General features: G+C 71.1%; 24 protein-coding genes and 2 pseudogenes. 8 read left to right on the top strand and 18 right to left on the bottom strand.

The annotated features are described in order from the left end of the window. Window positions 1-9 precede the first annotated feature (9 nt). Complete coding sequence (locus QUE79_RS05025) at window positions 10-714, top strand: GntR family transcriptional regulator (RefSeq protein WP_286345711.1); 705 nt, start codon at window positions 10-12, stop codon at window positions 712-714. Between the two features lie 37 nt (window positions 715-751). Beyond that, window positions 752-1,543: an ABC transporter ATP-binding protein gene (locus QUE79_RS05020; RefSeq protein WP_286345710.1), complete on the top strand. Its 792-nt coding sequence runs from the start codon at window positions 752-754 to the stop codon at window positions 1,541-1,543. A 39-nt stretch (window positions 1,544-1,582) separates the two neighbouring features. On the opposite strand, the gene hemL is transcribed toward QUE79_RS05020, so the two are convergent. The 14 genes and pseudogenes from hemL to QUE79_RS04955 all read right to left on the bottom strand — a co-directional run bounded on the left by hemL (window position 1,583) and on the right by QUE79_RS04955 (window position 12,351). After that, window positions 1,583-2,932 (bottom strand): glutamate-1-semialdehyde 2,1-aminomutase, encoded by a 1,350-nt coding sequence (gene hemL, locus QUE79_RS05015; RefSeq protein WP_286345709.1) that lies wholly within the window; start codon window positions 2,930-2,932, stop codon window positions 1,583-1,585. Beyond that, window positions 2,929-3,941, bottom strand: a pseudogene (gene hemB / locus QUE79_RS05010) (porphobilinogen synthase). Before hemB ends, hemL begins: the two are co-directional and overlap by 4 nt. Further along, window positions 3,941-4,783 (bottom strand): uroporphyrinogen-III synthase, encoded by an 843-nt coding sequence (locus QUE79_RS05005; protein ID WP_286345708.1) that lies wholly within the window; start codon window positions 4,781-4,783, stop codon window positions 3,941-3,943. The pseudogene hemB and the gene QUE79_RS05005 overlap by 1 nt, the downstream one beginning before the upstream one ends. Next, window positions 4,780-5,730, bottom strand: a complete 951-nt coding sequence (hemC, locus tag QUE79_RS05000) for a hydroxymethylbilane synthase (RefSeq protein ID WP_286345707.1) — start codon at window positions 5,728-5,730, stop codon at window positions 4,780-4,782. Before hemC ends, QUE79_RS05005 begins: the two co-directional genes overlap by 4 nt. A gap of 7 nt (window positions 5,731-5,737) precedes the next feature. Further along, on the bottom strand, window positions 5,738-6,940 hold the full coding sequence (locus QUE79_RS04995; protein WP_286345706.1) for a ferrochelatase: 1,203 nt from the start codon (window positions 6,938-6,940) through the stop codon (window positions 5,738-5,740). Continuing rightward, complete coding sequence (hemQ, locus tag QUE79_RS04990; protein ID WP_350271639.1) at window positions 6,937-7,503, bottom strand: hydrogen peroxide-dependent heme synthase; 567 nt, start codon at window positions 7,501-7,503, stop codon at window positions 6,937-6,939. The genes QUE79_RS04995 and hemQ overlap by 4 nt, the downstream gene beginning before the upstream one ends. Beyond that, window positions 7,443-7,664 carry a hypothetical protein gene (locus QUE79_RS25260; RefSeq protein WP_350271638.1) on the bottom strand — a complete coding sequence of 74 codons (222 nt, stop codon included), beginning with the start codon at window positions 7,662-7,664 and terminating at the stop codon, window positions 7,443-7,445. The genes hemQ and QUE79_RS25260 overlap by 61 nt, the downstream gene beginning before the upstream one ends. A gap of 76 nt (window positions 7,665-7,740) precedes the next feature. Continuing rightward, window positions 7,741-8,196: a YbhB/YbcL family Raf kinase inhibitor-like protein gene (locus QUE79_RS04985; protein ID WP_286345705.1), complete on the bottom strand. Its 456-nt coding sequence runs from the start codon at window positions 8,194-8,196 to the stop codon at window positions 7,741-7,743. Between the two features lie 120 nt (window positions 8,197-8,316). Further along, window positions 8,317-8,544: a DUF3618 domain-containing protein gene (locus QUE79_RS04980; protein WP_286345704.1), complete on the bottom strand. Its 228-nt coding sequence runs from the start codon at window positions 8,542-8,544 to the stop codon at window positions 8,317-8,319. Then, window positions 8,544-8,996 (bottom strand): phage holin family protein, encoded by a 453-nt coding sequence (locus QUE79_RS04975; protein ID WP_286345703.1) that lies wholly within the window; start codon window positions 8,994-8,996, stop codon window positions 8,544-8,546. Before QUE79_RS04975 ends, QUE79_RS04980 begins: the two co-directional genes overlap by 1 nt. 47 nt (window positions 8,997-9,043) lie before the next feature. After that, window positions 9,044-9,310 carry a hypothetical protein gene (locus tag QUE79_RS04970; protein ID WP_286345702.1) on the bottom strand — a complete coding sequence of 89 codons (267 nt, stop codon included), beginning with the start codon at window positions 9,308-9,310 and terminating at the stop codon, window positions 9,044-9,046. Window positions 9,311-9,396: 86 nt separating this feature from the next. Next, window positions 9,397-10,725, bottom strand: coding sequence for a protoporphyrinogen/coproporphyrinogen oxidase (locus QUE79_RS04965; RefSeq protein ID WP_286345701.1), 1,329 nt, complete (start codon window positions 10,723-10,725; stop codon window positions 9,397-9,399). Continuing rightward, window positions 10,722-11,795, bottom strand: a complete 1,074-nt coding sequence (gene hemE, locus QUE79_RS04960; protein WP_286345700.1) for a uroporphyrinogen decarboxylase — start codon at window positions 11,793-11,795, stop codon at window positions 10,722-10,724. The genes QUE79_RS04965 and hemE overlap by 4 nt, the downstream gene beginning before the upstream one ends. Before the next feature lie 34 nt (window positions 11,796-11,829). Further along, window positions 11,830-12,351, bottom strand: a complete 522-nt coding sequence (locus QUE79_RS04955; RefSeq protein WP_286345699.1) for a GNAT family N-acetyltransferase — start codon at window positions 12,349-12,351, stop codon at window positions 11,830-11,832. A 246-nt stretch (window positions 12,352-12,597) separates the two neighbouring features. Between QUE79_RS04955 and QUE79_RS04950 the strand changes: the two genes are divergently transcribed. Continuing rightward, window positions 12,598-13,899 carry a glutamyl-tRNA reductase gene (locus QUE79_RS04950; RefSeq protein WP_286345698.1) on the top strand — a complete coding sequence of 434 codons (1,302 nt, stop codon included), beginning with the start codon at window positions 12,598-12,600 and terminating at the stop codon, window positions 13,897-13,899. After that, window positions 13,899-14,492, top strand: a complete 594-nt coding sequence (locus tag QUE79_RS04945; RefSeq protein ID WP_286345697.1) for a GNAT family N-acetyltransferase — start codon at window positions 13,899-13,901, stop codon at window positions 14,490-14,492. The genes QUE79_RS04950 and QUE79_RS04945 overlap by 1 nt, the downstream gene beginning before the upstream one ends. Here the strand turns inward: QUE79_RS04945 and QUE79_RS04940 are convergent. Beyond that, on the bottom strand, window positions 14,465-15,112 hold the full coding sequence (locus QUE79_RS04940) for a hypothetical protein (protein WP_286345696.1): 648 nt from the start codon (window positions 15,110-15,112) through the stop codon (window positions 14,465-14,467). The genes QUE79_RS04945 and QUE79_RS04940 overlap by 28 nt on opposite strands. A 140-nt stretch (window positions 15,113-15,252) precedes the next feature. Between QUE79_RS04940 and QUE79_RS04935 the strand changes: the two genes are divergently transcribed. Both QUE79_RS04935 and QUE79_RS04930 read left to right on the top strand, forming a co-directional pair. Beyond that, the gene (locus tag QUE79_RS04935; RefSeq protein WP_286345695.1) at window positions 15,253-15,651 is read left to right on the top strand and encodes an NUDIX hydrolase; all 399 of its coding nucleotides are present in this window, start codon (window positions 15,253-15,255) and stop codon (window positions 15,649-15,651) included. A gap of 28 nt (window positions 15,652-15,679) precedes the next feature. After that, window positions 15,680-16,327: a DUF4232 domain-containing protein gene (locus QUE79_RS04930; RefSeq protein WP_286345694.1), complete on the top strand. Its 648-nt coding sequence runs from the start codon at window positions 15,680-15,682 to the stop codon at window positions 16,325-16,327. Window positions 16,328-16,424: 97 nt separating this feature from the next. Here QUE79_RS04930 and QUE79_RS04925 read toward each other — a convergent pair whose 3' ends face one another. Then, window positions 16,425-17,345 carry a serine hydrolase gene (locus tag QUE79_RS04925; protein WP_286345693.1) on the bottom strand — a complete coding sequence of 307 codons (921 nt, stop codon included), beginning with the start codon at window positions 17,343-17,345 and terminating at the stop codon, window positions 16,425-16,427. A 10-nt stretch (window positions 17,346-17,355) separates the two neighbouring features. Next, on the bottom strand, window positions 17,356-19,326 hold the full coding sequence (locus QUE79_RS04920) for a M13 family metallopeptidase (RefSeq protein WP_286345692.1): 1,971 nt from the start codon (window positions 19,324-19,326) through the stop codon (window positions 17,356-17,358). A gap of 59 nt (window positions 19,327-19,385) precedes the next feature. On the opposite strand from QUE79_RS04920, the gene QUE79_RS04915 reads away from it, so the two are divergent. Then, window positions 19,386-20,651, top strand: a complete 1,266-nt coding sequence (locus tag QUE79_RS04915; RefSeq protein WP_286345691.1) for a uracil-xanthine permease family protein — start codon at window positions 19,386-19,388, stop codon at window positions 20,649-20,651. A gap of 148 nt (window positions 20,652-20,799) precedes the next feature. Next, window positions 20,800-22,091, top strand: a pseudogene (locus QUE79_RS04910) (MATE family efflux transporter). A gap of 358 nt (window positions 22,092-22,449) precedes the next feature. On the opposite strand, the gene QUE79_RS04905 reads toward QUE79_RS04910, so the two are convergent. After that, complete coding sequence (locus QUE79_RS04905; RefSeq protein WP_286345690.1) at window positions 22,450-23,514, bottom strand: LacI family DNA-binding transcriptional regulator; 1,065 nt, start codon at window positions 23,512-23,514, stop codon at window positions 22,450-22,452. Window positions 23,515-23,583 lie beyond the last annotated feature (69 nt).

The raw sequence follows: 23,583 nt of genomic DNA, 5'->3' as shown, positions 1-23,583 counted from the left end.
AGCACCCCGATGCCAGTACCCGTACCCGCAACGCAGACCCCCGCGCCCCGCCGCCTCCTCCGCGACGTCGTCTACGACAAGATGTTCGCCGCGATCATCGACGGCACCCTCGAACTGGGCGAGCGTCTGAACGACGACGAGCTCGTCAACTGGCTCGGCGTCTCCCGCACCCCCGTGCGCGAGGCCATCGCCAAGCTCGCCGACCAGGCGCTCGTCGACATCGAGGCCAACCGCTACACCCGGGTCATCCAGCCCACCTACGACGAGTTCGTCGACACCCTGCAGACCGGTTACGACGTCTGGTCGCTCGTGGTCCGCCGCGGCGTGCCCGCGCTGTCCTCTGCACAGAAGAAAGAGGTCGGCACGATCCTGGCCAACCGCAGCAAGGCCTTCGCGTCGCACAAGCAAGAAGACATCGACGCCCTCGTGCGCATGAACGACATCTTCCTCGAGGCGTCGGCCAGCTCGTCCCTGTCCCGGCTCTGGGCCGCCACCGGCCCGCGGATCCTCCTGCTCGTCCGCCGCACCTCCGCCCTGGGCATGTACCCGTGGGAGCCGGCCGTGACCTTCACCGACGCGCTCCGCAAGGCCGTCGAGGCCGGCGACGGCAGCACCGCGGGCGACCTCGTCTCCGGCCAGACGGCGACCTTCGGCGACTACTTCGACGAGGTGCGCGCCAACGGTCTGTTCCCGACCAACCCCGTGCGCCACTGATGCGGGCGGGGTTCGGCGCGGCCGGTACCACTCGCCCGTGACCGTTCTCGATCTCGACGACGTCCGCGTCACCCGTCAGGGTCGCGACCTCCTGCGCCACATCGACCTTCGCGTGGAGGCCGGTGAGCACTGGGCCCTGATCGGGCCCAACGGTGCGGGCAAGACGACCATGCTGACGATGTGCGGCGCGCTCGGGCACCCGACCTCGGGCACGGTCGCCGTCCTCGGCAAGCGCCTGGGCCGCGTCGAGCTCCGCGAACTGCGCACCCATATCGGGCACGTCGACCCGCGCCACCGAATGCTCGGCGACAACACGGTGCTCGAGGTGATCCTGACCGGCATCACCGGAACCAGCGACCCGGTCCCTCGCTGGGAGGCCTCCACCGGCGAAGTGACGACGGCGCACGATCTGGCGGCTTCCGTCGGGCTCTCGGCCAGGCTCGCAGCACACTGGAGCACCCTCTCCCAGGGCGAGCGCGGCCGAGCCCTGATCGCCCGCGCGCTCATCTCGGATCCTGCGCTCCTGCTCCTGGACGAACCCGCGACGGGCCTCGACGTCGCTGCGCGCGAGCACCTGCTCGAGACGGTCGACGCCCTGCGCGTCTCGCATCCGGCGATCGCCTCCGTGACGGTGACGCACCACCTCGAAGACCTGCCGGCCTCGACCACGCACGCCATGCTGCTCCGCGACGGCAGGATCTTCGCCACCGGCCTGGCCGACGACGTCCTGACCAGTGAGCTGGTCTCGGGTGCCTTCGACTTCCCGCTGCACATCTCGCGCGACGCCGGTCGCTGGCAGGCGAGGCGCGCCACCGCCGCCTCCCGCTGACCCGGGCGCGTGGGTCGAGGCCGCGCGCGCCGGCCGGGCTCAGCGAGGCGGTTCTGCCGTGGCGGCGGCCCGAGCCGCAGCGGGGAGGGCGTCGACGATGCGCGAGATCGCGCGGTCGTCGTGGGCGGCCGTGACGAACCAGGCCTCGAACACCGACGGGGGCAGGTTGACCCCCGCGTCGAGCATCGCGTGGAAGAAGGCCGGATAGCGCCACGTCTGTTGCGAGCGGACGTCGTCGTAGTTGCGCGGCGCCGACTCGGAGAAGGCGAACGAGAACAGGTTGCCCGCGCGCTGCACCGTGTGCGCGACACCCTCGGCGGTGAGAGCCGACGAGGTCTCGCGCGCGATGAGGTCGGCGACCTCGTCGAGACGGCTGTAGACGGCAGGATCGGCGAGCCGCAACGTGGCGATCCCGGCGGCCACGGCGACGGGGTTCCCGCTGAGCGTGCCCGCCTGGTAGACCGGCCCGAGCGGCGCCAGGAAGTCCATGATCTCGGCCCGGCCGCCAAGAGCGGCGAGCGGCATTCCGCCGCCGATGACCTTGCCGAACGTGATGAGGTCGGGTTCCCAGCCGGCCCCGTCGGGGACGACGCGCGACGCCTCGAGCCCCCACCAACCGGCGCGCCCGACCCGGAACCCGGTGAGCACCTCGTCGACGATGAGCAGCGCGCCGTTCTGCTTCGTGATCGACGCCAGAGCGCGATTGAAGCCGCGGTCGGGGGCGAGCACGCCCATGTTGGCCGCGGCCGCCTCGACGATGACGCCCGCGATGCGCTCGGAGTGCTCGTCGAAGGCCCGCCGCACGGCGTCGAGGTCGTTGTAGGGCAGCACGAGCGTCTGCGCCGCGGTCTCGGCCGTGATCCCGGCGGAACCCGGGAGAGCCAGTGTGGCCACTCCCGATCCCGCTTCGGCCAGGAGGGAGTCGGAGTGACCGTGGTAGTGGCCGGCGAACTTCACGAGCAGGTCACGGCCGGTGTAGCCGCGGGCGAGGCGAATCGCGGTCATGGTCGCCTCCGTGCCGGTCGACACGAGCCGGAGCTTGCCGATCGGCCGCTGGTCACCGAAGCTCACGCGCTCGCGCACGATCTCGGCCAGCTCGGTCTCGCCCGGCGTCGACGCGCCGAACGACAGCCCCTCGGCGGCGGCCTTCTGCACGGCCTCGACGACGGCAGGATGCGCGTGCCCCAGGATCGCCGGGCCCCAGGACGCCACCAGGTCGACGTACTCGCGCCCTTCGGTGTCCCAGACCGACGAGCCGAGAGCCTTCACGAGGAACCGCGGGGTACCCCCGACGGAGCCGTAGGCGCGCACGGGCGAGTTGACGCCACCGGGGATGGACGCCTTCGCGCGGGCGAAGGCCTGGTCGTTGGCCGACTGCGGGGCGCTCATCGGATCACCCGCGCCGCGTCACTGCGGCCCGTGAGGCGCTGGGCGAGATCGACGGCCCAGTAGGTCAGGATCGCGTCGGCACCGGCCCGCTTGATGCCGAGCACGCTCTCGTAGCTGGCGGCGTCGAGGTCGATCCAGCCGTTCTGTGCGGCGGCCTGCATCATCGAGTACTCGCCCGAGATCTGGTACGCCCAGACCGGCACGTCGCTGGTGGCGGCCGTGTCGGCGAGCACGTCGAGGTAGCTCATCGCGGGCTTGACCATGACGATGTCCGCCCCTCCTCGAGGTCGAGGGCGACCTCGCGCCGGCCCTCGCGCCGGTTGCCGTTGTCCATCTGGTAGGTGCGCCGATCGCCGACGAGCGACGACTGCACGGCCTCGCGGAACGGGCCGTAGAACGCGCTCGCGTACTTCGCCGCGTAGGCCAGGATCGAGCGATCCTGGTAACCGTTCGTGTCGAGCGCATCGCGGATGGCTGCCACCTGGCCGTCCATCATTCCGCTCGGCGCGATGATCTGCGAGCCGGCCTCGGCGTGCAGCACCGCCATGTCGCGATAGCGCTCGAGCGTCGCGTCGTTGTCGACGGTGCCGTTGGCGTCGAGGACGCCGCAGTGGCCGTGGTCGGTGAACTCGTCGAGGCAGAGGTCGGTCTGCACGACGAGGGCGTCGCCGGCCTCGCTCGCGGCGACCCGGGTTGCGACGTTCAGGATGCCGTCGGGATCGGTGGCGCCCGACCCGACGGCGTCTTTCTTCTCGTCCAGGGGGACGCCGAAGAGCATGACCCCACCGATCCCGGCCTCGGCCGCCTCGGCCAGAGCCGGCTTCAGGCTCTCGAGGGAGTGGTGGACGACACCGGGCATCGACGCGATCGGCTGCGCGTCGGTGATGCCCTCGCGGACGAACATCGGCAGGATCAGATCGGCGGGGTGCAGCCGCGTCTCGGCGACGAGGCGACGGAGCGCGGGGGTGGCCCGGAGGCGACGGCCTCGGACCTGGGGGAAGACGGACATCAGTGACTTTCGGTGTTGGACGAGCCGTCGTCGTGGGACGGCTGCGAGGCGAGATCTCGATCTGCGGTGGCGTGTTCGACGACGGCCTCGACGAGGGCTGCCGCCGAGCGGGTCTCGGCGATCAGGTGCACCGGCAGACCGGCCGCGCGCGCGTCGAACGCCGTCCGCGGGCCGATGCAGGCGACGATGGTGCCCTCGGGTAGAGGCGCGAGCTGCGCCTGGATCTGCCGGGCGACGCTGCCGGACGTGATGAGGACGACCGAGATGCCGCCGTCGGCGACCGACGCGCGGATGACGGGATCGACGGGAACGCCGACGGTGCGGTATGCGGCGACGAACTCGGCGTCGAGGCCGCGCTCGGCGAGGCCGGCCACCAGGGTCGGTTCGGCGATCTCCGACTGGGGCACGAGCACCCGGCCGACGATCTGATCGGCCGGCCACTCTTTGACCAGGCCGCGCGCCGAGTTGTCGTTCTCGGGCACGAAGTCGACCCGGATGCCGGCCAGACTCAGCGCCGCCGCGCTGGTCTCGCCGACCGCGGCGACCCGCGTGGTCGGGGCGGGTCGGATGCTGTTTCCGATCAGGACGTCGACGGTGGTGGCGCTCGTGACGACGAGCCAGTCGTAGTCGCCGGCCTCGAGCCGCAGCAGCGCGACCATGAGGTCGTGGGGGTTCTCGGTCGGAGCGAAGTTGATCAGCGGCGCGATGACGGGCTGGGCGCCGTAGGAGCGCAGCGCCGCCGACACCGAATCGCCCCACTTGCCGCCGCGGGGCACCAGCACCCGGACGCCTCGGAGCGGCTTCTCGGGTATCGGGGTCGCGCTGCCGCTCCTGCGGGTCATGCGGTGCCGCCCCCGACGGGCGCGAGGGCCGCGGCACCGTTCTCGAGCAACTCGTCGACGACACGGCCGGCGACATCGTCGACCTCGGCCAGCTGGCTCTGCAGCGACCCGGGCTCGAGCGTCACGCCGTGCGAGGCCGTCAGGCGCTCCGTGCCGTCCGGGCGATAGACGGTCGCGCTGAGCAGCAGGAGACCGGCATCGACGACGGCGGTCGCCCCGATCGGGGCGGCGCAGCCGGCCTCGAGGCCGGCCAGGACCTCGCGCTCGGCCGTGACCAGGAGCCGGGACTCGCGGTGGTCGAGAGCCCGCAACCCCTTCTCGAGGTCGGCGGGCTGATCGCCCTCGCGCACCTCGATGGCGAGCGCGCCCTGCCCGGGAGCGCTCGGCCAGAAGCCGAGGCCGAGGAGCTCGGTCGCTGCGTCGAGGCGGCCGAGGCGGGTGAGCCCCGCGGCCGAGAGCAGGACGGCGTCGAGGTCGTCGCCGACGCGCGCCAGTCGCGAATCGACGTTGCCCCGGATGTCGATCACCTCGAGATCCTGCCGTCTCGCCCTGAGCTGGGCGACGCGGCGAGGTGACCCCGTGCCGACGCGGGCCCCCTCGGGAAGCTGGTCGAGGGTGAGCCCGTCGCGCGCGCACAGGGCGTCGCGGGCGTCGGCGCGAGCGGGGATCGCCCCCAGCGTGAGCCCGGGGTGGACTGCCGTGGGCAGGTCTTTGAGCGAGTGGACGAGCAGGTCGCACTCGTCGGCGAGCAGCGCCGCACGGAGGGCGCTGGCGAAGACACCGGTGCCACCCAGGGTCGCGAGTGACGCCTTCGACGTGTCGCCCTCGCTCGTCACGGTGACGAGTTCGACGTCGCGACCCGTGGCCGCCGCGAGACGATCGAGGATCAGGGTCGATTGAGCGACCGCCAGGGCGGAACCGCGGGTACCGATGCGAAGAGCTGACACGGGATCCTTAGGGAATGAGTCCGGAAACGGCGGGTTTGAAGCCCAGACGGACATTCTCGCAGCAGCCGGGGCGGCACACGTCGTACCAGGGGCCGAGATCGGTGAGGTGCGGGCGATCAACGGCCGGAACGCCGTCGCGACGCTCGAGTACGAGATCGACCAGGCCGGTCACGTAGACGGGGTCGATGCCCGGGGTCGGCGTGCGAGTCGCCCAGAAGCCCTCTTCGTCGCAGGATTCGAGAGCCTCGTTGTCGAGATCCCACATGACCTCCATGTGGTCGCTCACGAACCCCAGCGGCACGATCACGACGGCCCGGGTGGGTCCGCCTTTCAGGGCGTGGATGGCGTCGTTGATGTCGGGCTCCAGCCACGGCATCGACGGCGGACCCGAGCGCGACTGGAAGACGAGCTGCCACGGCACCGTCGTCGAGGAGTCGAGCTCGAGGGCGGCGGATGCGGCGGCCATGACGACCTCGGCGACCGCTCGGTGCTGCGCCGCATAGGCGCCGTCGTCGTCGAAGCCGCGCGACGCGGGCCCGCTCTTGGCGGCGTCGCTGGACGGAATCGAGTGCGTCGAGAAGAGCACCTGCACCTCGCTGCCGAGGTCGAGCCCGTCGTTGGCCGCTCGCGCGGCGAGGAGGGCGTCGCGCACGCCGTCGATGAACGGCTGCACGAAACCGGGGTGGTCGAAGAACTGGCGCACCTTGTCGATCTGGACGGTCTCGGCGAGACCGGTGTCGTCGAGGGCCATCGCGAAGTCTTCGCGATACTGGCGGCAGGACGAGTAGGAGCTGTAGGCGCTCGTCGCGATCGCGATGAGCTTCGTGTACCCCTGGTCGGCCGCGTCACGAACGACGTCGCTCAGATAGGGATCCCAGTTGCGATTGCCCCAGAGCACGGGGAGGTCGATCTCGCGGCGGGCGAGCTCCTCTTCGAGGGCGACCTTCAGCTCGCGGTTGTGCTGGTTGATCGGCGAGACGCCGCCGAAGTGGCGGTAGTGGTGGGCGACCTCTTCGAGGCGCTCCTCGGGGATGCCGCGGCCCCGCGTGACGTTGCGCAGGAACGGGATGACGTCGTCCTGGCCCTCGGGGCCACCGAAGCCGGCCAGCAGGATCGCGTCGTACGCCGTCGGCTCGGACACCCACTCGGGCCCGTCGGCCGCTGCCGCGGTGGCAGCCGGGACGAGCTGCCCATTGGTGATGTTGCTCAACGAATGACCTCGCCGATCTCGGATGTGGGGATACGTCGCCCCGTGTAGAAGGGAACCTCTTCGCGGACGTGGCGCCTGGCCTCGGTGTACCGGAGGTCGCGCATGAGATCGACGAGCTGAACCAGCTCGGGGGCCTCGAGCGCCAGGATCCATTCGTAGTCTCCCAGGCTGAAACTCGCCACGGTGTTGGTCAGCACCTGGCGGTGGACGGCGCCCTTCATGCCGTGGTCGCGCAGCATCGCGCGCCGCTCGTCGTCGGGCAGGAGATACCACTCGTAGCTCCGCACGAAGGGGTAGACGGTGAGCCAGGCCGCGGGGTCTTTTCCGCGCATGAACGCTGGACTGTGGTCTTTGGAGAACTCGGCTTCGCGGTGCATGCCCATGGCGTTCCACGTCGGCAGGAGCGACCGGAGCGCAGCGGTGCGCAGCAGCTCGCGGTAGCCCCACTGGAGGTCTTCGGGGATGCTGCCGTGCAGCCAGATCATGAGGTCGCTGTCGGCCTTCAGCGCGCTGACGTCGTAGAAGCCGCGCACCGTGACGTCGCGCGCGGCGAGGCGGGCCACGGCGGCGTCGAGCTCGGCGACGTGGTCGGACGAGGGGAGTACGGGTTCGTGGGATCGCGACGCAGGACGGCCCAGAGGGTGTAGCCGAGGGTCTCGGCAGAGGCTTCGGGAGCCGTGGTTTCGGGGGTGGTCTGCGTGTGCGCGTCGGCGCTCGAATTCATGACCACCATCATCCCCCGTCCGGCTGCAAGGATCGAACCCGCCCTCTCAGCTTCGAGAGAGCCGCCCTGACCCTCGTCAGCGACGCTGTGTGCCGACGAGAGAGCCGCGGGCGAGGACCTGCCCGTCGACCCACGGAAGCAGCTCGGCGAAGTCGACCAGCGAGGCGTCCTTCGGCACCGCCCGATCGAGCGCGTAGACGTGGAAGCCGTACCGGTGCGTGCCGTGCCCCGGCAGCGCACGAGGCCCCTGGTAGCCGCTCCGGCCGAACGCCGCCGACACGAAGCGCACCGTCGGGTTCTCCGGGTCGAGGTCGCCCTCTTTGAGCGCCGGCACGCTCGCGTCGACCAGAGCGATCGTGTGCAGGACGGGCCGCGGCAGAGGCACGTCGACGTCTTCGATGACGAGCAGGAGCTGCGCGGTGCCGGCCGGGAGGTTCTCCCACGCGATCGCGGGCGAGGCGTTGTCACCGACCCCCTCGCCGGCGTGGACGCTCGGGATCGCGCCGCCGTCGGCGAAGGACGTGCTGGTCACCGTGATGGTGTCGGGTGCCTGGAGCTGTCTGGCGTTCGCAACGCTCCACCGCGCGCCGGCACGCCGCCAGCGGAGGGCGTTGCCGAGCAGGGAGAGGGGAGGGCGGACGCCACGTCGGCGTCAGCGGCGGCGGAGCGCCAGCAGCGCGATGCCGCCGATGGCCGCGGCGACGGCCGCGGCACCGATGAGCCACGGCTTGGGCTCACGGGAGAACGAGACCTTGGCCTCGTGGGCCTTGACGCCCAGCTGCTTGGGCAGGTTGAGCTTGTCTTCGAGCTCGTTGAGCGTGGCGGCCAGGTCGGCGCGGGTGCGGTCGACCGCAGCCTGGATCTCTTCGGCGCTGCTCATCAGAATCGTCCTCCCACGTCGGAGCGCGGGATCCTGCCCACGCCCTTCACTGCCTTGATGTCGGCCTTCACGCTGTCGATGGTCTTCTTCGGCAGCGGGGGCAGACCCTTCTTGATCTGGGTGTAGCCCAGGAACCCGAGGCCGGCGGCGATCACCAGGAAGAGCGCCGCGACCAGCAGTGCGGCGAGCCACAGCGGCATCACGAGGGAGAGGGCGGCGATGCCGGCGCCGATGAGGCAGAGCACCATCAGGAAGAGGAACAGGAGAGCACCGACGATCAGGCCCGCGCCGATGCCGAAGACCTTCGCCTTGGCGATCAACTCCTGCTTCAGCAGCGCGATCTCGCCCTTCACCAGGTCGGTGACGAGGGTCGGGATGTCGCTGAGCAGGCCGAAGAGCGAACGCGACTTCTTCGCGTGGTGGATGCTGTCGGCTCGAGTCGACTCGGTCATGGGCTCCCTCTCAGGGCGGGGGTGGTGGCGGACAGGACGGGACGGGGTCAGCGACCGCTGACGGGCCTCGGCTTCGATTGGATGCCGAGGAGCTTCTTCACGGCCCACAGGGCGGCGTGGAAGAGACCGGTCACGATCTTGGGGAGGGCAGCGCCCGCAGCGGCCTCGGCCTTGACGACCTGCTTCTGGACGGGACGGCTGTTCCAGAGCTTCGATGCCCCGGCAGCGATCTGGTCGTAGCGCTGGTGACCCGCCCTCGAACCGAGGACGTACCCGATGGCCGCACCGGCGACGAAGATCAGCTTGCCTCGCATGAAGCCTCCAGACGTGTAGTCGTACCGGCGGGTTACCGCAGCACTCTCTTAGGTTAGACCGCTTGGCCGGGGCTTTTCCGCACGGGTCAGGCCTCCGGTGGCGACACGATGCCCGCGGCCGCCGCTCGGGCACCGGCGATCACGCCGGCGAGACCGCGGCCGGCGACGGCACCGCCCACCCGCAGGACACCCGGGATGTCGCTTCGCCCGGCTGATCCTGCACCGCGGAACGGTGCCGCCCACTCGACGCGAGCGAAGCCGTCGAGCCGGGTCGGGGAGATCGGAACCTCCAGGATGTTCGCGGCGTCGGTGGACGCAATGGCACGCAACTCGGCGTCGTCGGTGCTTCGATCCACGGCCGGGGAGGTGTAACTGAGCCGGAGGACGTGGCGCCCCTCGGCTCGTTCGGCGACCCACGCCCACTTGACGCTGGCGTGGGTGAGCGCCTTGGCGCGGATGCCGACGGCGCCCGGGCTGACCAGCACGCCCGTGCCGCGGGGCGCAGCGTCGAGCGCCGGTTCGCGGACGACCAGGGTGACGAGCGTGATCAGGCCGGCCCTGCCGGGGACGACGGCGGACTCTCCGTCGAGGCGAGCCGCGTCGCCGCCGCCGAGCGCGACGACGACGTGATCGGCGGTCAGGCGCTCCCCGCCGCGGAGAGTCACCGACGCGGCGTCGTACTCTTCGGCGCGGGAGCCGAGGCGGACCTCGACCCCGTAGGTCTCGAGATCTGCCACGAGTTCGTCGACGAGCCGGACGATGCCGCCTCGGATGCCGGCCACGGCGGATCCTGCCGCTGCCTGTTCGCGGAGCGAGCTCACGGCGCGGGCGAGCGAGTTCTGATGCAGCAGCGCCTGGCGCAACCCCGGCGCGACGCGATCGACGTCGAGGTCGTCGGGGTGCGCCGAGTGCACCCCCATCACCACGGGCGTGACGAGTTTGTCCAGCACGGCGCGCCCCATCCGGCGGCGGACCAGCGGCCCGAGCTTCTCTTCTTTCGAGCCGACCGGCCCGGGGATGAGCGAGTCGAGCTCTGCCCGCAGCGCCGCCGCCGTGCCGATGACGTCGATCACGTCGCGCGACATGGCCGTGCCGGGGATGCCGAGGAGTCCGGTCTTCGGCAGCGGGAACGCGTGCCCGTCGGGTTCGATCACCCAGGCGCCGCGAGGATCGGGCAGGACGATCTCGCTGCCGAGGCCGAGCTGGGTCGCGAGGGTCGACACGGTGTCGCCGCGGGTCGCGAAGCTCTCCGCGCCGGCGTCGAGGTCGATTCCCGCGACGGTGTGCCGCTGCACCTCGCCGCCGAGCCGGTCGGAGGCCTCGAGCAGGATCACGCGACGGCCTGCCTTGCCCAGGTCGCGGGCGACCACGAGCCCGGCGACCCCGCCGCCGATGACGATCGCGTCGGTGCTCACAGGCTGTGCGCCAGCTCGACGATCCTGGTCAGGACCGTCGGGTCGGTGTCGGGGCTGACGCCGTGGCCGAGGTTGAGGACGTGGGCCGGGGCCGCCTTGCCGCGCTCGACGACCTCGCGCACGTGCGCTTCGAGAACCGGCCACGGAGCCTGGAGGAGCGCGGGGTCGATGTTGCCCTGGACGGGCGTCGAACCGCCGAGCCGCCGCGACGCCTCGTCGAGCGGGATGCGCCAGTCGACTCCCACCGCGTCAGCGCCCACGTCGAGCATCGCCCGGAGCAGCTCTCCGCTGCCGACGCCGAAGTGGATCCGGGGCACGCCCAGGTCGTCGACATGGCTGAGCGCTCGGGCGGAGAACGGCGCGACCCGCTCGGTGTAGTCGCGGAGCGAGAGCGATCCCACCCACGAGTCGAAGAGCTGGCCGGCGCTCGCTCCGGCGAGGACCTGCGCGCGGAGGAAGGCGCCGGTGACGTCGGCCGCCCAGGTGAGCAGCGCGTTCCAGGTCTCGGGGTCGGAGTGCATCATCGCGCGGGCCCGGACGTGGTCTTTCGACGGACCGCCCTCGACCAGGTAGGCCGCGAGTGTGAAGGGGGCGCCGGCGAAACCGATCAGAGGGGTTTCACCGAGTTCGGCGACGGTGCGCGCGACGCCTTCGGCGATCGGGGCGAGGGCCGCAGGATCCAGCGGCTCGAGCCGGGCGACGTCGTCGGCCGTGCGAATGGGCGACTCGAGCACCGGGCCCCGACCCGGCACGATCTCGACGGCGACCCCGGCCAGCTTGATCGGCACGACGATGTCGCTGAAGAAGATCCCGGCGTCGACCCCGTGGCGCCGGACCGGCTGGAGGGTGATCTCGCTGGAGAGCTCGGGATCGAGGCAGGCGTCGAGCATCTTGGTGCTGACGCGCAGTGCCCGGTACTCCGGCAGCGAGCGGCCGGCCTGCCGCATGAACCACACCGGAAGTCGCTCCGGCCGGTCGCCGCGAAGGGCGCGCACGAGCGGTGACACCGTCGTCGCCCCGGTGACGAGCGGGTGGGAGTCGGGCAGCGCGGTCGTGATCACGTGCTGCATTCTCGCATCCTGCGCTGGACTGCCGCCTCGTCGGTCAGAGCGGCTTGCGCAGGACGACGAAGCGGAGATCGTCGCGGCGCGGAGTGCCGAAGCGCTCCTGGCCGTAGGGAAAGGGCTCGAAGGTGCCCGTGCGCTCGAAGCCGCGGCGCTCGTAGAAGGCGATGAGCTCTTCGCGTGGTTCGAGGACCGTCATCTCGAGAGCCGTGAGCCCCCAGTCGTCGCGGACGATCCGTTCGGCCTCGGCCATGACCTGCTTGCCCAGGCCCGCGCCCTGGCGAACCGGCGACACCGCGAACATGCCGAAGTAGCCGGCCGTGTCGCTGCGCCGCGCCAGGTGGCAGCAGGCCAGGATCGCGTCGCCGTCGACTCCCACGAGCACGACCCCGTTCGGGTCGGCCAGGTCGTCGGCCAGCAGCTCGGCGTCGATCCGCGGACCGTCGATCAGTTCGGCCTCGGTGGTCCAGCCGACGCGGCTGTCGTCGCCGCGGTAGGCCGAGGTGACGAGCTCGACGATCGCGTCGGAGTCGGCGAGGGTGGCGGGGCGGAAGAGGAGCACGGCAACGACTCTAGGGTGTGTCTCCTACTTGGCCGGAGGTCGTGTGGGGTCTGGTCTCGTGAGCTGCACGGCGGGCGACGCGGAAGGCCGCCCGCGGCCTCCGAGGAACCCGCCGCCGCAGATCGCGCGAGCCAGGCCAGACACGGCCCGCGGTGAAGTGGGAGACACACCCTCATCCGAGCAGCGGTCTCTCGACGCCGAGCGCCGCCGATGCGCGCCACCGGGCCGAGAGTTACGATGTCTGTCGTGCTCATCTGCCTCACGGCGTCCCATCAGAACGCCAGCTTCGATCTCCTCGAGAAGTTGAGCGTCGGTGCACCCACGGCAGCCACCACCCTGGTCGAGTCGAGCGATTTCGTCTCGGGGGCCGTCGTGCTCGCGACGTGCAACCGCTTCGAGGCCTATCTCGACGTCGACGAACCCCTCACGGCCGCGTCGGCCGTCGCCGTCGAGGCGACGATCGAGACGATGAGCGCCGCCAGCGGCGTCGTGCCTGCCGACCTCCGCGACAGCGTGAGCGTCATCACCGGCGACGGCGTCGTCGAGCACCTCTTCGCCGTCAGCTCGGGCCTCGAGTCGGTCGTCGTCGGCGAAGACGAGATCTCGGGCCAGGTCCGCCGCGCCCTCGAGCGCGCCCGTCACGACGGCACCACCTCCCGCGACCTCGAGCGCCTCTTCCAGCAGGCCTCGCACACCTCCCGCGGCGTCAAGAACCGCACCAACGTCGGCGGCGCCGGGCGCTCCCTCGTCCGGCTGGCGCTCGACCTCGCGCAGAGCCGGGTCACCGACTGGGCGCAGGCGAAGATCCTCCTCGTGGGAACGGGGATGTACGCGGCGACCACCGTCACCGCCCTCCGCGACCGCGGCGCCCAGCAGATCGGCGTCTACTCGGCCTCGGGTCGCGCGCCCTGGTTCGCCGCCAAGCACGAGCTCGTCGCGCACGGCGACCTCGCCGACGCCATCGCCTGGAGCGACGTCCTCATCACCTGCACGTCGACGACCGAGCCGCTCGTCGTGCCGTCCGTCGTCGCCGCGGGCCCCCGCCGCCTCGTCATCGACCTGGGCCTCCCCCGCAACGTCGACCCCCTCGTGGCTCTGGTCGAGGGCGTCGAGCTGCTCGACCTCGAGACCATCAGCCTGCACGCCCCGCTCGCCGAACTCAGCGCCGCCGACGATGCCCGCGCCCTCGTCTCCAGCGCCGCCGCCGAGTTCCAGGCCGTCGCCGCCGAGCAATCCCTCTCCCCCGCCGTCGTCGCCCTCCGCAAGCACGTCTTCGACCTTCTCGACGCCGAGATCGATCGCGCCCGCACCCGGGGCGATTCGAGCGAACGCACCGAGCAGGCGCTCCGTCACCTCGCCGGCGTCCTGCTCCACACGCCGTCGGTGCGCGCCCGCGAGCTCGCGCGCGAGGGCCGCGGCGAAGACTTCCGCGACGGCCTCGAAGCCCTGTTCGGCCTGACCGACACGCGTGCCGCTGCGGCGCCGACGGCCCTGCACCGCGTCGATCGCGACGACCCGGGTGCGTTCGGCGAGGCCGCCGCCGTCTGATGTCGTTCGAGGCCCGTCCGCTCCGCACGGCCCGCCTGCTGCTGCGGCCGCTGACCGCCGACGACCTCGACGACGTCTTCGTCTACCAGTCCGACGCCGAGGTGCTGCGGTACATGCTCTGGCCGGTCCGCGACCGAGCAGGCGCGGCAGAGCACCTCGACCGCCGAACCAGGATGACGCGGCTCGCGAAAGACGCCGACCCGCTCTCCCTCGGCGTCGAGACCCTCGACGCACCGGGGCGGGTGATCGGCGAGGTCAACGTCCGTCTCACCAGCGTGAGCGACCGTCAAGCCGAAGTCGGCTGGGTCCTGAACCCCGCGTACCAGGGCAGGGGCTACGCGACCGAGGCCGCCGCCGCGCTCGTCGATCTCTGCGTCGACACCGTCGGCAGCCACCGGGTGCACGCGACCCTCGATCCGCGCAACCTCGCCTCGATCGGGGTCTGCGAGCGACTCGGAATGCGCAAGGAGGCGCACTTCGTCCAGGATGCCTTCTTCAAGGGCGAGTGGGGCGACACCTGCGTGTACGCGACCCTGGCCACCGAGTGGCGTGCCCGCCGGGATGCTCAGTCGACGGAGAGCGCCAGGGCGTAGTCGGCCACCAGGGCCGCGAAGTCGTCGCCGCGACCGTCGAGCAGGCTGCGCACGAGGTCGCACACGAGCTCTTGCCGGGTGGCGGCATCGGCCGCGAGCTCGAGGCCGTGGACCTGCTGCGCCGTCTCGGAGAACAGGACGGCGATCGGCACCACGAGCTCGTCGACGACGGAGATCGAGCGCCGGCCGAGCAGGGCGCGAGCGAGCTCGAGGAAGAGGTCGACGTCGCCGGGGACGGTCAGGCCGAACAGCTCGACCGCGCCGTGACGAGCCTCTTCGCCGTCGATGACGTCGACACCGTAGGGATCGCGCGACGTGACGGCGCCGACGGCCGCGACCATGGCCCGGGCGAGTCGGTGCAGCTGCGCCTGCGACACGGCCGGGGTCCAGCTCACGATGGCGCTCGCCCGGCCCGCGCGGCACGAGACCACCCCGAGGCACGCGGCCGCGTCGAGCGCGTCGAGCGCGTCGGCGTCGGAGAGACCGTGCTCGTGCGCGAGTTGACCCGCGTGCACCACGTCACCCGGCAGGTGGCGCCCGGTGGCGAGGTCGACGAGAAGGTAGTCGACGGGGTCGATGATGAGGGCGGGGAGAAGCTGAGTGGCGGTGCCTGCGGTCATGGGTTCATCCTCGGGAGTCGGAGCGGGAGCGGGTTGCTTCGCATCTTGAATTGAATATTTCACAATCGTATTCCACTGTCAAGGTCTTTTCTCCGGCGTCGGTGCGACCGGCGGGCCCTCGCTCCCACCAGACTTGTCCCATGCACTCGATCGTCGTCAGCGCGCTGGCCCTCGTCCGCGACCGCCGGCTCCTGATGGTCACGGCTCGCGGCAGAGACGTCCTCTACCTCCCCGGCGGAAAAGTCGAGCCGGGCGAGACGGGGGCCGACGCCGTCGTCCGCGAAGCGCTCGAGGAGGTCTCCCTCGAGCTGGATCCCGCGACGGTCACCGTGCTTTTCACCGTCGTGGAACAAGCTCACGGCGAACCCGACGGCCGGCTCGTCGAGATGACCCTGTTCGCCGCCGAGACCTCCGACGATCCGCACCCGGCTGCCGAAGTGGGAGCCATCAGCTGGGTGACGACGGCCGACGCCGACCGCTGTCCTCCTGCGGGCGTAGAGACGCTTCGGCGGATGTCACTCCTGGGACTGATCGACTGATGTCGCGTTCCCGTGCCAGGCTGGGGCAATGCGCACCACCACGAGGATCACGATCATCGCAGTCGCCTGTCTCACCGCCGCGGGGCTGGCCGGCTGCTCCGCCAAGAGCGACACCGCGAGCACTCCCACCGCGACGAAGACCGTGACGGCCGCCCCGGCTCCGACGCCCAGCGACAGCACGACGACGTCCCCGAGCGCGTCGTCGACCCCCGGCACGGGTACCGGAACAGGCACCGGATCAGGCACCGGGATCGCAGCATGCACCTCGGCGAACCTGTCCGCCGCCATCGCGAACAACGCCGGTGGCGGGGCAGCGGGCAGTACCTACGTGAGCCTGGTCCTGACCAACAAGGGCTCGGCGTCCTGCACCCTTCAGGGGTGGCCGGGCGTCTCCTTCGTCGGTGACGGCAACGGCACCCAGATCGGGCAGGCCGCAGCCTTCGACCGCAGCACGCCGCACGCGACCGTCACCGTCGCCCCCGCGGGCACGGCCACGTCCACGCTTCGCATCGTCCAGGCCGGCAACTACTCGAGCGCCGACTGCAAGCCGACCAAGGCCGACGGCTTCCGCGTCTACCCGCCCGGGCAGAAGGCGTCGATCTTCGCGAGCAAGTCGGGTCTCACCGCGTGCGCGTCGAAGTCGGTCTCGCTGCTGACGGTGTCCGGCCTGAAGTAACTCGGCGTCAGCGTTCGCCCGGCGTCGGGCCCCACCCGGTGTCGGGTCTCGTCCCGTGTCGGGCCTCGCCCGGTGTCAGGGGTTCCGCCCGAGAGCGTCAGCTGACGTGCTCGAGCAGGTCGAGCCCCACCGTGCGCAGCACCTCGAGCACGCGCAGCCGGGCCGCCAGGTCGGTGTCGTCGAACGCCACGGTCACGGCGTACGCGAGGCCCCTTCGCCTTCCGCGCAGAGCGCCCGCCTCCGAGCGGACGCCGAGGTCGGCCCCCGTGAGGTTGACCAGCTGGATGCCGTGATCGCGATCGCGGTGGGCCACGGGGTCGAGCCCGAACGCCGCGGCGACCATCGACAGATCCGAACCGGTCGAGAGCCAGCCGAGCACGCGGTTGCTCACGGCGGTGTCGACGCAGCGCCCCGCGACCAGGTCGCCGAAGAGGCTCTGCAGTTCGTACGCCGAGCCCACGGAGAACTGCGGGGCGTCGTCCGGCCCGCGCGTGGCGCGCGCGAAGTCGAGCAGCGCCGTCCGCTTGAGCCCCAGCGATTCGCCGCGGCCGTGGATCGCGTCGAGCCCGACGAGGCGCGCGAGCGCGTTCGTGGCGACGGGATCGCGGACGGCGCCGACGAGGGTGGCCGCGTCCCGCACCCCGAGCGTCGGCAGCAGCAGCGATGACCAGAGCCCGCCGGTTCGAGGGTCGTCGACGCGCGTGCCGTCTCCCGCGGGAGCGTCTCGCGACACCTCGTCGAGCGGCGCCAGGCGGCCGTCGGCCAGCCGCGCCGCCACCTCGATCAGGAGCAGCAGACTGCCCACTTCGGCGGTCGGGAGCGCCACGTTCTCGTCGATCGCCAGGACCACCTCGCCACTGTCGAGGTCGGAGGCCGAGGCCGAGACGCGCGCGTGCGAGTAGGCGAGGGATCCGAGCGCCTGGAAGCTGCGCTCGAAGGGCTCGGCGGCTCGTTCGCCGAGATGGCGGCCGTGGTCGCGGATCCTGCGACTTCGCCTTCCGTCCAGGCTCGACTCCACCGGGTGGCTCCTACCAGATCGTGACGCGCTCCGAGGCGGGCAGCCACAGGGCGTCCGACTCGGCGACGTCGAACGCCGAGTAGAACTCGTCGATGTTGCGGACGATCTGGTTGCACCGGAACTCGTTCGGGGAATGGGGATCGATCGACATGAGTCGGATCGCCTCCTCGTCGCGAATCTTCATCTGCCAGGCTTGGGCCCAGCTGAGGAAGAACCGCTGAGCGCCGGTGAGACCATCGATCACCGGCGGCTCCTGGCCGTCGAGCGAGATCAGGTAGGCCTTCCACGCGATCGACAGGCCGCCGAGGTCGCCGATGTTCTCGCCGATCGTGAGGGCGCCGTTGACGTGGTGGCCGGGCGTCTGCGCCGGCTCGAGGGCGTCGTACTGAGCGATCAGCGATTTGGTGAGCACCTCGAACGCCTCGCGGTCGGCCGGAGTCCACCAGTCGGTGAGACGGCCGTCGCCGTCGTACTTCGACCCCTGGTCGTCGAAGCCGTGGCCGATCTCGTGACCGATGACGGCGCCGATCGCACCGTAGTTCGCCGCGGCGTCTCGCGCGGCGTCGAAGAACGGGAACTGCAGGATCGCCGCGGGGAAGACGATCTCGTTGAACCCCGGGTTGTAGTAGGCGTTGATGGTCTGCGGAGTCATGAACCACTCGTCGCGGTCGAGCGGCTTGCCGATCTTGCCGAGTTCGCGGTCGAACCCGAACACGGCGGTCGCGCGGACGTTCCCGACCAGGTCGGTGGCGTCGATCTCGAGCGCTCCGTAGTCGCGCCACTTCGCCGGGAAACCGATCTTCGGAGTGAACTTGTCGAGCTTCTCGAGGGCTCGGACGCGCGTCTCGTCGGTCATCCAGGCCAGGCCCGTGATGCTCTGGCGATAGGCCTCGACCAGGTTCGCGACGAGGACGTCCATCGTCTCCTTCGCCTCGCTGGCGAAGTGGCGCTCGACGTAGATGCGCCCCACGGCCTCGCCCATGGCCCCCTCGACGAGCGAGACGCCGCGCTTCCAGCGGGCCCGCTGCACGGGAGTGCCGGTGAGGGTCTTGCCGTAGAACTCGAAGTTGGCCTTCACGAAGCCGCTCGACAGATACGCCGCGAAGGAGCGGATGATCTGGAAGCGCAGCCAGTCGCGCCACGCCTCGAGCTGGTCATCGACGAGGAGGGTCGCGAGCCCCGTGACGAACGACGGCTGGCGCACGACGACCTCGTCGAACACGCCGGCGGGCGCGCCCACGGCGTCGCGCCAGGTGCCGAGGTCGACTCCGCTCGTCTCGGCGAGCGCCGCGGTGTCGCTCCACGACAGGAGGTTGTAGGTCTTCTCGCTCTCACGGGTCGCGACGTTGTCCCAGTGGTGGGAGGCGATAGCGGTCTCGAGCGCGAGGACGCGGCCGGCTCGCTCGCCCGCGCCGTCGAATCCGGCCAGGTCGAACATGGTCTCGAGGTAGCCGCGGTACGCCGTGCGGATCGCCTCGAACTTCTCCTCGCGATAGTACGACTCGTCGGGCAGGCTCAGACCGGCCTGCTCGACGAACACGATGTAGCGCTCGGGATTGCCCGGGTCGTTGTCGACGAAGAGCTGCACGAATCCGCTCACGCCCTGGAGCTCGAAGCGGCCGACTGTCTCGAGAAGCGACCCGACGCTGGTGACGTCGTCGACCGTGGCCAGCAGCGGCTCGATCGGCGTCGCGCCGAGGGCCTCCACTCGCTCTTCGTCGAGGAAGCTCGCGAACAGGTCGCCGACCTTGCGGGCCTCGGTGCCCGGCTCGGCCGACTGCGACTCGTCGATGATCTCGCGGACGGCCTTCTCGGCCGCCTCCGCCAGAACGTAGAACGAACCCCAGCGGGCCTTGTCTTCGGGGATCTCGGTTCTCGCGATCCAGCGCCCGTTGACGTGGCGGAAGAGATCGTCTTGCGCCCTGGTGTCAGGATCGAGGTCGTCGGTCAGGATTCCGGAAGCCGCGGCAACGTCAGTCATGGCCCAAGCCTAGGCGTGTGGGGAAGGACGAAGCAGAGAGCTCCCAGTACAGTTCCTGCATGGCCCTTCCCTGGACGCTGCACGGTGACGGCAAGACGGTCGATCAGAAGGCGATCGTCCTTCCCGAGGAGCGGCTGACCTGGCCGCGCACGATCGGGCTCGGCGCCCAGCACGTCGTCGCCATGTTCGGTGCGACGTTCCTGGTCCCGCTGATCACGCACTTCCCGCCGTCGACCACGCTGCTCTTCTCCGGCATCGGCACGCTCCTGTTCCTGCTGATCACACGCAACAGGCTCCCCAGCTACCTCGGCTCGTCGTTCGCCTTCCTGGCTCCGATCGGGGCCGCGACGAAGATCGGCGGGATCCCGCTGGCGCTGAGCGGCATCATCGTCGTCGGCGGCCTCCTGGCGATCGTCGGCATCGTCGTCCACGTCCTCGGCACCCGCTGGATCGACGTCCTGCTGCCCCCGGTCGTATCCGGCTCGATCGTGGCCCTCATCGGCTTCAACCTGGCGCCGACGGCCGAGGGCAACTTCGTGGAGTCGCCGCTCATCGCCGTGATCACCCTGCTGGCGGTGATCCTCTCGGCCGTTCTCTTCCGGGGCATCCTGGGCCGCCTCTCGATCGTGATCGGCGTCGTCGTCGGGTACGTCTGCGCCGTCATCGGCGGACTGATCGACTTCACCGACGTCGGCGAGGCGAAGTGGATAGGGCTCCCGACCTTCACGGCCCCGTCGTTCGAGGCGTCGCACCTGGCCGTCTACGTCGGGTTCCTGCCCGTCGTGCTCGCCCTCGTGGCCGAGAACGTCGGGCACGTGAAGGGCGTCGGGCAGCTGACGAACCGCAACCTCGACAAGCTCACCGGCCGCGCCCTCTTCGCCGACGGCATCTCGACCGTCATCGCGGGCGTCGGCGGCGGCTCGGCGACCACCACCTACGGCGAGAACATCGGCGTGATGAGCGCGACGCGGGTCTTCTCCACCGCCGCCTACTGGGTGGCCGGCATCATCGCGATCCTGCTCGGACTCTCGCCCAAGATCGGCGCCGTGATCAACACGGTTCCGCCGGGCGTCCTCGGCGGTGTGACGACGGCCCTCTACGGCCTGATCGGGATCATCGGCATCCGCATCTGGGTCGAGAACAAGGTCGACTTCTCGAAGCCGAAGAACCAGCTCACGGCCGGGATCGCGCTCATCATGGGCATCGCGAACTTCACGTTCACGTTCGGCGGGGCGACCTTCGGCGGCATCATCGTGGGCACGGTCGCGGCGGTCGTCGTGTACCACCTGATGAACTCGATCGGTCGCGCGCGCGGCACCGACTGATGCTGCCGGTCTGCCCTCCCGCCCGCTGCCCTCCCTCCCGCTGCCCTCCCTCCCCCTGCCTTCCCTCCCGAAATCGAAGGGGATTTTTGCCCGACGGCCCTCCGATCGCACTGGGCAGGGTCGAAAACGCGCGAATCCCCTTCGATTTGTGACGGCCCGCGCGCTGGACAGGGAGATCGCCCGGCTGGCAGTCCCGGCCCTCGGGGCGCTGATCGCCGAGCCGCTCTTCCTGCTGACCGACACCGCGCTCGTCGGGCACCTCGGAGCCGCCCCTCTGGCCGGGCTGGGCGTGGCCGGCGTGATCCTGCAGACCGCCCTCGGGCTCCTGATCTTCCTCGCCTACGCGACGACGCCGGCGGTGGCCCGACGCCTCGGTGCCGGCGACGCCACCGGAGCCGTGCGAGCAGGCGTCGACGGCATGTGGTTCGCGCTCGGCATCGGGCTCGTGCTCGTCGCCGCGGGGCTCCCGACCGCGCGGCCCCTCGTCACTGCGTTCGGCACGGCTTCCGCAGTCGCCTCCGAGGCGACCACCTACCTCACCGTCTCGATTCTCGGCCTGCCGGCGATGCTGCTGGTGATCGCCGCGGCCGGGCTGCTCCGGGGGCTCCAGGACACCCGCACCCCCTCCTCGTGGCGACGACCGGCTTCGCGGTGAACGCGGGCCTGAACGCGCTGTTCATCTACGGATTCGGCTGGGGAATCGCAGGATCGGCATGGGGCACCGTGGCAGCGCAATGGGGCATGGCCGCGGTGTACGCGGTGATCGCGGTTCGAGCCGCCCGCCGGGTGGGCGCCTCCCTGCGCCCGGGGCTCGCCGGAGTCGGCCGAACGGCGTCGGCGGGTGGGTGGCTGCTGATCCGGAGCGCCTGCCTGCGCCTCGCGATGCTCGCGACGGTCTCGGTCGCCGCGGGGCTCGGGGTGACGGGGCTGGCCGGGATCCAGGTGGCCCTGACGATCTTCTCGACGCTCGCATTCGCCCTGGACGCTCTCGCCATTGCCGCCCAGGCCATGATCGGGCACGCGCTGGGTGCCGGCGACGCCGCCCGGGTGCGCGCGATCACGCGCCGCCTCCTGGTCTGGGGCGTGACCGGAGGTGCGGGTCTCGGGATCCTGCTCGCCCTTCTCACCCGGGTGGTCGCGCCGGTGTTCACGTCCGATGCGGGAGTCGCCACCCTGCTCCCGGGAGTGCTGCTCGTGATGGCCGCCGGGGTACCGCTGGCCGGGTTCGTGTTCGTGCTCGACGGCATCCTGCTCGGAGCGGGCGACGCGCGGTACCTCGCCTGGACGGGCGTCGTCGACGTCGCGGTCTACCTGCCGCTGCTGCTACTCGCCCACGGTCCGATCGGCCTTTGGGCGGCGTTCGGGCTCGGGTACATCGGGGCCCGCGCCGTCACCCTGGGTCTGCGAGCGTTCGGCTCGCGGTGGATCGTGCTCCGCTGAGCTGCCTGCCTGCCCTCCTGCCCTCCCGCCGTCCTGCCCTCCTGCCGTCCTGCCCTCCGGCCGTCCTGCCGTCCTGCCGTCCGGCCCTCCGGCCCTCCGGCCCTCCGGAAATCGAAGGGGATTCTCGCCGGCGGACGCGTTGAGCTGGGATCCGAGGGGTGTCGGGCGAAAATCCCCTTCGATTTCGGGCAGTGCAGGCCGGACAGTGCAGGGCGGACAGTGCAGGGCGGGCAGTGCAGGGCGGGCAGTGCTGGCAGGGGCAGGCGAGGGCGGCAGGACCGCAGGGGCGGAGAGGGCGGCAGGACCGCAGGGGCGGAGAGGGCGGCAGGACCGCAGGCGGCGGCGAGGCGGACCCGCGTCAGACGGCCGGCGGAGGGGCCGTCGTCGAACCCCGGCGGAAGGCGCTCGTGAACGACACCGACGACGGCGACCCGCCGGCGAGCAGCTCGAGCACCCCGCGCCCGGCGGCCCGGCCCTTGTCGAGCGCCGGCTGCACCATGGTCGTCAGGCCCGCCGCGGCCGGGTCGTCGATCCGGACGCCGTCGAAGCCGACGACGCTGAGATCGCCGGGCACGTCGAGGCCGAGCTCGCCGGCCGCACGGATCACGCCGGCGGCGAGGAGATCGCTCTGGGCGATGACGGCCGTCGGACGGGTCGCCGGATCCGCCAGGAGGGCCCGGCCCGCGATCCTGCCCTCGTCGATGGTGCTGCCGAGTGTCGCGTAGCCGCCGATGTCGGGGTAGACCTCCTCAGCGCCGCGCACCCGCTGGAGTGCGGTGAACGAGGTCGCCGAGTCGATTCGCGAGGGGGTCAGGATGCCACGGCGCCGGTCGCGATCGAGCTCGAGCGTGACGAGCGCGACGCGGGTGTGCCCCAGACCGCGCAGGTGCTCCGCCAGGGCGCGCGTCGCCTCGCGGTTGTCGAGGCCGACGTCGAGCACGCCGGGGAGGGGCCGCCCTTCGATGGCCACGACGGGGATCCCGCGGCGCTGGACGATCTCGACCTTGCTGTCGACACTGGGGCTGCAGCCGAACAGGACCACCGCGTCGACGGGAGCCTCGACGAGACTCGACCCGCTGGCGGCCGTCTCGGTGAGGAGCAGCAGGGAGTTGCCGGAGGGACCCGTCACGTCGGCGATGCCGTCGAGCATGACGACGTTCATCGGGTCGCGGAAGGCGTCGCGCAGGGACTCCTCGAGGACGACCCCGATGATGCCGGATCGACCGCGCCTCAGCGAGCGGGCGCGGGGGTCGGGGCCGTCGTAGCCGAGCTCGCGGGCGGCGGCCAGGATGCGGTCGCGTGTCTCCTGGGCCACCGGGCCGGAGTCGTTGAACGCGAGCGACGCCGTCGACGACGACACACCGGCTCGTCGGGCGACGGCCGCGAGCGTGGGGCGAACTGGTCCTGTGTGGTCGACGGGCATGAATTCGAAGCGTAGTCGAATCGATTCGAGTTTGCCTCTTGTGATCGTTTGCAGACGGTTGCTAGCGTT

Origin of the sequence: Frondihabitans sucicola (assembly GCF_030296615.1) — a bacterium.
Classification (GTDB): Bacteria; Actinomycetota; Actinomycetes; order Actinomycetales; family Microbacteriaceae; genus Frondihabitans; species Frondihabitans sucicola.
This window is presented reverse-complemented; position numbering and strand designations above follow the sequence as displayed.

Excerpts from the sequence above, each read along its gene's own strand:
- QUE79_RS05025 (WP_286345711.1), top strand. The coding sequence starts at position 10 with ATGCCAGTACCCGTACCCGCAACGCAGACCCCCGCGCCCCGCCGCCTC.
- hemL (WP_286345709.1), bottom strand. The coding sequence starts at position 2,932 with ATGAGCGCCCCGCAGTCGGCCAACGACCAGGCCTTCGCCCGCGCGAAG.
- QUE79_RS05005 (WP_286345708.1), bottom strand. The coding sequence starts at position 4,783 with ATGACCCGCAGGAGCGGCAGCGCGACCCCGATACCCGAGAAGCCGCTC.
- QUE79_RS25260 (WP_350271638.1), bottom strand. The coding sequence starts at position 7,664 with ATGAATTCGAGCGCCGACGCGCACACGCAGACCACCCCCGAAACCACG.
- QUE79_RS04980 (WP_286345704.1), bottom strand. The coding sequence starts at position 8,544 with ATGAGCAGCGCCGAAGAGATCCAGGCTGCGGTCGACCGCACCCGCGCC.
- QUE79_RS04975 (WP_286345703.1), bottom strand. The coding sequence starts at position 8,996 with ATGACCGAGTCGACTCGAGCCGACAGCATCCACCACGCGAAGAAGTCG.
- QUE79_RS04970 (WP_286345702.1), bottom strand. The coding sequence starts at position 9,310 with ATGCGAGGCAAGCTGATCTTCGTCGCCGGTGCGGCCATCGGGTACGTC.
- hemE (WP_286345700.1), bottom strand. The coding sequence starts at position 11,795 with ATGCAGCACGTGATCACGACCGCGCTGCCCGACTCCCACCCGCTCGTC.
- QUE79_RS04945 (WP_286345697.1), top strand. The coding sequence starts at position 13,899 with ATGTCGTTCGAGGCCCGTCCGCTCCGCACGGCCCGCCTGCTGCTGCGG.
- QUE79_RS04940 (WP_286345696.1), bottom strand. The coding sequence starts at position 15,112 with ATGACCGCAGGCACCGCCACTCAGCTTCTCCCCGCCCTCATCATCGAC.
- QUE79_RS04935 (WP_286345695.1), top strand. The coding sequence starts at position 15,253 with ATGCACTCGATCGTCGTCAGCGCGCTGGCCCTCGTCCGCGACCGCCGG.
- QUE79_RS04930 (WP_286345694.1), top strand. The coding sequence starts at position 15,680 with ATGCGCACCACCACGAGGATCACGATCATCGCAGTCGCCTGTCTCACC.
- QUE79_RS04920 (WP_286345692.1), bottom strand. The coding sequence starts at position 19,326 with ATGACTGACGTTGCCGCGGCTTCCGGAATCCTGACCGACGACCTCGAT.
- QUE79_RS04915 (WP_286345691.1), top strand. The coding sequence starts at position 19,386 with ATGGCCCTTCCCTGGACGCTGCACGGTGACGGCAAGACGGTCGATCAG.
- QUE79_RS04905 (WP_286345690.1), bottom strand. The coding sequence starts at position 23,514 with ATGCCCGTCGACCACACAGGACCAGTTCGCCCCACGCTCGCGGCCGTC.